This is a genomic window from bacterium (genome assembly GCA_040757115.1).
GTDB lineage: Bacteria > UBA9089 > CG2-30-40-21 > CG2-30-40-21 > SBAY01 > JBFLXS01.
Genome location: JBFLYA010000251.1, coordinates 1 through 5,450, shown reverse-complemented (window position 1 = coordinate 5,450; position 5,450 = coordinate 1). Strand labels below are relative to the sequence as shown.

The window sequence follows — 5,450 nt, the reverse complement described above, 5'->3', positions numbered from 1 at the left end:
TTGATTGTGGAAAACAACAAATTTCCATAAATTTCTATTAGTTTCTACTAATTTCAATTTTTTTAATAATATCTCCCTATCTCCTTAATCTCCACATCTCCTTTTGTTACACCACCTGAACGCTTACTAAAGTAAGTAATCGGTTAAATGGTAACTGGTAACTAATTACCATTCACCAGTTACCAATTACCAAACTAAGGAGGTAAAAAAATGTTAAAAACATCAATTAGAAAAAAGGTAATCTATGCTGTAGGAATCTTTATGGTAATTGGGGTAATTATCAATGCGGTTTATACCTTATTATCCATTAAGTTCACCCCGGAGAGGCTCAGGATACTATTAAGTATCACTGCCATTGAGACACCAATATTGATAGGTTTTGCCATCTGGCTAATTTGCTTATGGTTTAGACCAATTGTTCAATTTTTACAAGAGATGGAAGAAAAAGAAGGTAAAGCAAGTGAAACATTAGCTGAACAAGCAAGAGAAGCACTTGTCCAGATTCCACGAAGGATAGTTATTTTAGAATTTGTCACAACGCTTATTATTGGGCTTTCAGCAGGTGCCTGGATGAGAGCGGTTTATGGTCACCTATCTATCTGGGAATCGATAGCTATATTTTTGAGCACATTCATCAATTCCGTAAATGTATCTATCATTTTATTTTATTTAACCATTAGATATCGTGAGCCAATACTTCGATTGGCATTTGCCGCCGCCCATATAGAAGAAAAAAAACAAAAGGTAGGACTGGGTATTGGTTTTAAAACCCAGGTTGCCGTTCAATCACTGATGCTTTTGTCTTTATTCCTTGGCTCGGTGATGTTTATTAATTTTACAGCCAGAGTGATAGAAGATAGAATAAAAAACCAGGCTGACCAAATGGTAAAAGATGGTGTTGATAAGATTAGTCTACTGCTAAATTTCGATAAAGCAGATACCGATATTTTGACTAATCTGGTCAAAGATATTAAATTGGGTAAAAGTGGTTTTTCATTTTTACTAAATGAAAAAAGAAAGCATATCGTTGAAATACCACAGGAGATACCTACAATAACTGAGGTTCATAAACCTGGCTATCAAGAAGATGTAACCAGAGGGAGATATATTACTTATGCCCCGATTAAAAAATCAAACTGGACATTGGGAACAGTATGTTATATGAAGGATTTTGATGCACCAATTACGAAGATGTGGAATCTTTTATTGATTTTTACGGTGATTATTTTTGTTGTCGGATATATTTACGCCTATTTTGTCACGACTGATGCGACTATACCTCTTCATAATTTAATTAAAAGTAGTCAGCGGATTGCTGATGGAGATTTATCTCATGTTGTTACAGTCGTTACGAGTGATGAGATTGGATTACTATCGAATATTTTTAATCGGATGATGCAGAATTTACGCAATTCAATGGAACAACTCCATGACCATGCTCAAACCCGGTCGGTGGAAAAGAAAAATCTACAAGATAATATTAAAAATTTGGCTGGGATAATAGAAAAAATTGCCAGTGGAGATTTAACTCAAGCCGTAAAGATAGAAGGTGCAAATGAACTTGAACAAATGACAATTGTCATTAATAAAATGCTTGAAGATTTGAGGAAATTAATTTACCATTTAAAAGAGGCTTCGCTTCAAATAAGTTCTGCGGGCAGTGAAATTTTAGCCACGGCTCAGGAACAATCAAGTGGGGCAAGTGAACAGGCCGCTTCGGTTTCCCAGGTTACGGTTACTGTTGAAGAGCTATCCAGCACCTCAAAACAAATAGCAGAAAATGCCGATGCAGTCGCCAGAATAGCTGAGGAAACATTACAAAGTGCTCAAACAGGACAGGATGGAGTTCAGGATGTAATTCTCAGTATGGGTAAAATAAAGGAAACAACTGAAGCCGGTGCCAGACGCATCCTGACACTGGGCGAGAGGTCTCAAAAAATAGGCGAAATATTAGAACTTATCAATAATATTGCCGCAGAAACAAAACTTATTGCCTTTAATGCCGCTATTGAGGCTTCAAGAGCTGGAGAAGCAGGCAGAGGATTTGCGGTAGTCGCCGTTGAAGTCAAAAAATTAGCCGAAAATGTTGTTGAATCGACTAAAACAATTAAAGAAATAGCCTCTGAAATTCAGACATTAGCCTCTCAATCGGTTATGGCGATAGAAGAAGATGTGAAAAAGGTAGATGAAGGCGTAAAATTGGCTCAAAAAGCAGGGGAATCTTTAGAAGAGATACTCGATATGGTTGACCAGACAACTAAAGCCTCAAAACAAATCTCGGTTGCCACCCAACAGCAAAGAACTGCCTCAGAACAAGTCGTAGCAACAATGCACGAAATCGCTGAAGTATCTAAACAATCAGCCGCCTCAAGCCACCAATCTATTACCTCTGTTTCTGAATTAAATACTTTAGCCGAAGACCTAAAAGTAGCAATTGAGAAATTTAAATTAGAAGGATAAAGACAGGAATTGGAGTGTTAAAGTGATAAAATCAAATCCATTACTCCACTATTCCATTTGGAGTTACAGAAATGGCTGGAAAATTTGATAAATCTATATTTTTAGCGAAATTTAAAGAAGAAACTGATGAACGACTTAATAACCTCAATAATAAACTTTTAAACCTGGAACAAAATCCAGATGATGCTGAGCTACTCAATGAGGTATTTCGTGAAGCACATACCTTAAAAGGCTCGGCGAAAATGGTCGGTTTGACCAAAATTAACCGCATCGCCCACCAGATGGAAGACCTGCTCGGCAGAATCAAAGAAAAACAATTCAATCTCACCCCACAAATAAATGATTTGCTGTTTGAATGCCTTGATTCAATTAAAATTCTGTTAGAGGCAGAAATCTCTAAAAAAGAAGTAGATATTGATGTCGATTCTCTTTGTGATGAATTAATTCAAGCCTGCACCGGAAAGTTAATTCGTGAAAGGAAAAAGACTGAGAGAAAAATTCGGTTAGTCGAAGGTGTAGCCCAAGAAATTCGACATGAAAAAGTAGGCTTTGAAGAAACAATCCGTGTTGAAGTAAGCAAACTTGATAAACTCCTGAATTTAAGTGGAGAAATGATTATTAACCGTGGCAAATTAGATGCCCTGTTGATGCACATAAAGGATATATCTGAATTAATGAAAGAACAAATATTATTCCTCGACCAACTAAAGGAAAGAACCAATGGATTTAAAGAAGAGATAATAAAATTATCCCTTTCACACCAGAGACTAAAAGACGGAACAACTAATTTATTAAGAAAATACGCAGAGGGACTGGATGACTTGAATATTTTAACTAATGAATTGGAAGATATGGTCATTAAAATAAGGATGTTACCAGTATCGACTATTTTTGACCTTTTCCCAAGAGTCGTGCGGGATATGGCTGAAGAATATGATAAGGAGATAAATTTAGAAATTAGAGGTGAAAAAACAGGACTTGATAAAAAAATACTGGAGGAAATAAAAGACCCACTGATGCATTTAGTCCGCAATTGTATTGACCATGGAATCGAAACGCCAGAAGAAAGGGCATTGCTTGGTAAACCACGAACCGGGAAAATATGCTTTTCTGCCCGACAGGAAGGAGCAAGTATAATTATTGAAATATCCGATGACGGTCGAGGCATAGACCCTCGTGTCATAAAACGAATTGCCTTAAAGAAAAATCTGATTACCCATGAACAAGCAGAGAAAATTACTGATGAAAACGCTATTTACCTTATCTTCGCCCCAGGATTCTCTACCAGTGAAAAAATCACAGATATCTCCGGACGAGGCGTGGGAATGAATGTTGTTAAAGAAAACATTGAACGACTTAAAGGTTCGATTAACATCCAGACAGAGGTAGGTAAAGGCACAAAATTTACCTTACGCATGCCCTTAACCTTAAGTATTACTTTAGGACTAATTGTTAAATCCCAGGGGCAATTATTCATTTTCCCAACTTCAGAAGTAAAAAAAATAGTTAATCTATCAACAAATGATATAAAACTGATTGGTGATAAAGAAGTAGTTATCGTTGATGGTGTTACTATCCCTTTTGTCAAACTCGATAAACTACTTGGATTAAAAAAAGAAAATGAAATACTTACCAATCGCGAAATGTTTATGATTATAATTCATTTTGCAGGTGAATCTATTGGATTTGGAGTAGATGAAGTTATTAGTGAACAAGAAATAGTTATCAAAAGTCTGGGCGGTTATTTAAAAAAACCTGATAATATTGCCGGTGCAACTATCTGGGGAGATGGCGAAGTAATCCTTATCTTAGATGTATTTGATATAATGAAATCTGCCAAAAAGACACATATTGAAGTAAAAGTAACTGCTAAACCAAAAATCTCTACTCCCACTATTTTAGTTGTAGATGATTCATTAACGACCCGCGAACTTGAAAAAAATATCTTAGAATCAGTGGGCTATAATGTCGAAATGGCAATTGATGGATTACAAGCCTTAGGGAAAATCAAACAAAAAAGATATGATTTAATCATTACCGATATTACTATGCCAGGAATGAATGGATTTGAATTAACTGCCGCTATAAAAAAAGACGAAAAATGTAAAGATATTCCTGTTATTATGGTTACTTCTGAAGAAAAGGATGAAGATAGGAAAAGAGGGATTGAAGTTGGTGCCCAGGCATACATCATTAAATCCGGCTTTGACCAAAAAGGTTTGTTGGATATGATTGAGAAAATGGTTGAGAAGTAAAGATTTGAGGTAACTATTTACCAATCACCAGTTATGTGAGGTGATAAATGAATGGTTTAGATGTTGCCTGGAATAGATTATTAGAAATGGAACATTCTTTGGTCTGTAAAAGGGCACAGGTTGAGTTTAAAGACGGTAAATATTTAATTGAATTTCTCAAAGATTTGTATCAAATTGAATTGCAGACCAGGAAAATTAATATGCCTTCATCTCCATCTTCAAAGATTAATTTTGACCTTGCACTCGTCTTACTCACCTATCTTACCCAGGCAAAGGAGATAAATTTGTCGAATAAGTGGGTAAGCCCGCGAGACCTTAAAAGTGGTTATTTATTCTTTACCGGAACACATTCCCTCGAAGACTCAATTTTTTTAGAAAAATTTGGTCACGCTCCAAATAGACTTTTTGAAGTAGGTGTAAAATTAGGTGCAAAACCTGCCTCTTATGGAGACAAATCTATTATCCTCTTTCCTCTTCCTCGCATTCCGCTTCTTTATCTCATTTGGACAGGTGATGATGAATTTGAACCAGGTATGTCTATTCTTTTAGATTCTACTGCTGAATTTCATCTTCCTCTGGATGTCCTTTATGCCTTGATAAGGATAACTACAAAAAAATTGGTGGTGTCTGAAAATAACTCTAATAATGAAATCTATGCAGATTTGGTGTCCAAAAGGGATTTCCTCCAAAGAGTAAAATGCAAAACTCGTTTATAGTTTATAGTTGATAGTTTAT

The 5,450-nt window shown here is 35.8% G+C and carries 3 protein-coding genes; all 3 read left to right on the top strand.

Features of this window, described 5'->3' with window-relative positions:
* Positions 1-210 precede the first annotated feature (210 nt).
* The 3 genes from AB1422_16250 to AB1422_16240 all read left to right on the top strand — a co-directional run bounded on the left by AB1422_16250 (position 211) and on the right by AB1422_16240 (position 5,431).
* Positions 211-2,460: a methyl-accepting chemotaxis protein gene (locus tag AB1422_16250; protein ID MEW6620859.1), complete on the top strand. Its 2,250-nt coding sequence runs from the start codon at positions 211-213 to the stop codon at positions 2,458-2,460.
* A 71-nt stretch (positions 2,461-2,531) separates the two neighbouring features.
* A complete protein-coding gene (locus tag AB1422_16245) occupies positions 2,532-4,715 on the top strand; it encodes a hybrid sensor histidine kinase/response regulator (protein MEW6620858.1) in 2,184 nt (727 codons plus the stop codon).
* Between the two features lie 47 nt (positions 4,716-4,762).
* Positions 4,763-5,431, top strand: a complete 669-nt coding sequence (locus tag AB1422_16240) for a DUF3786 domain-containing protein (GenBank protein ID MEW6620857.1) — start codon at positions 4,763-4,765, stop codon at positions 5,429-5,431.
* Positions 5,432-5,450 lie beyond the last annotated feature (19 nt).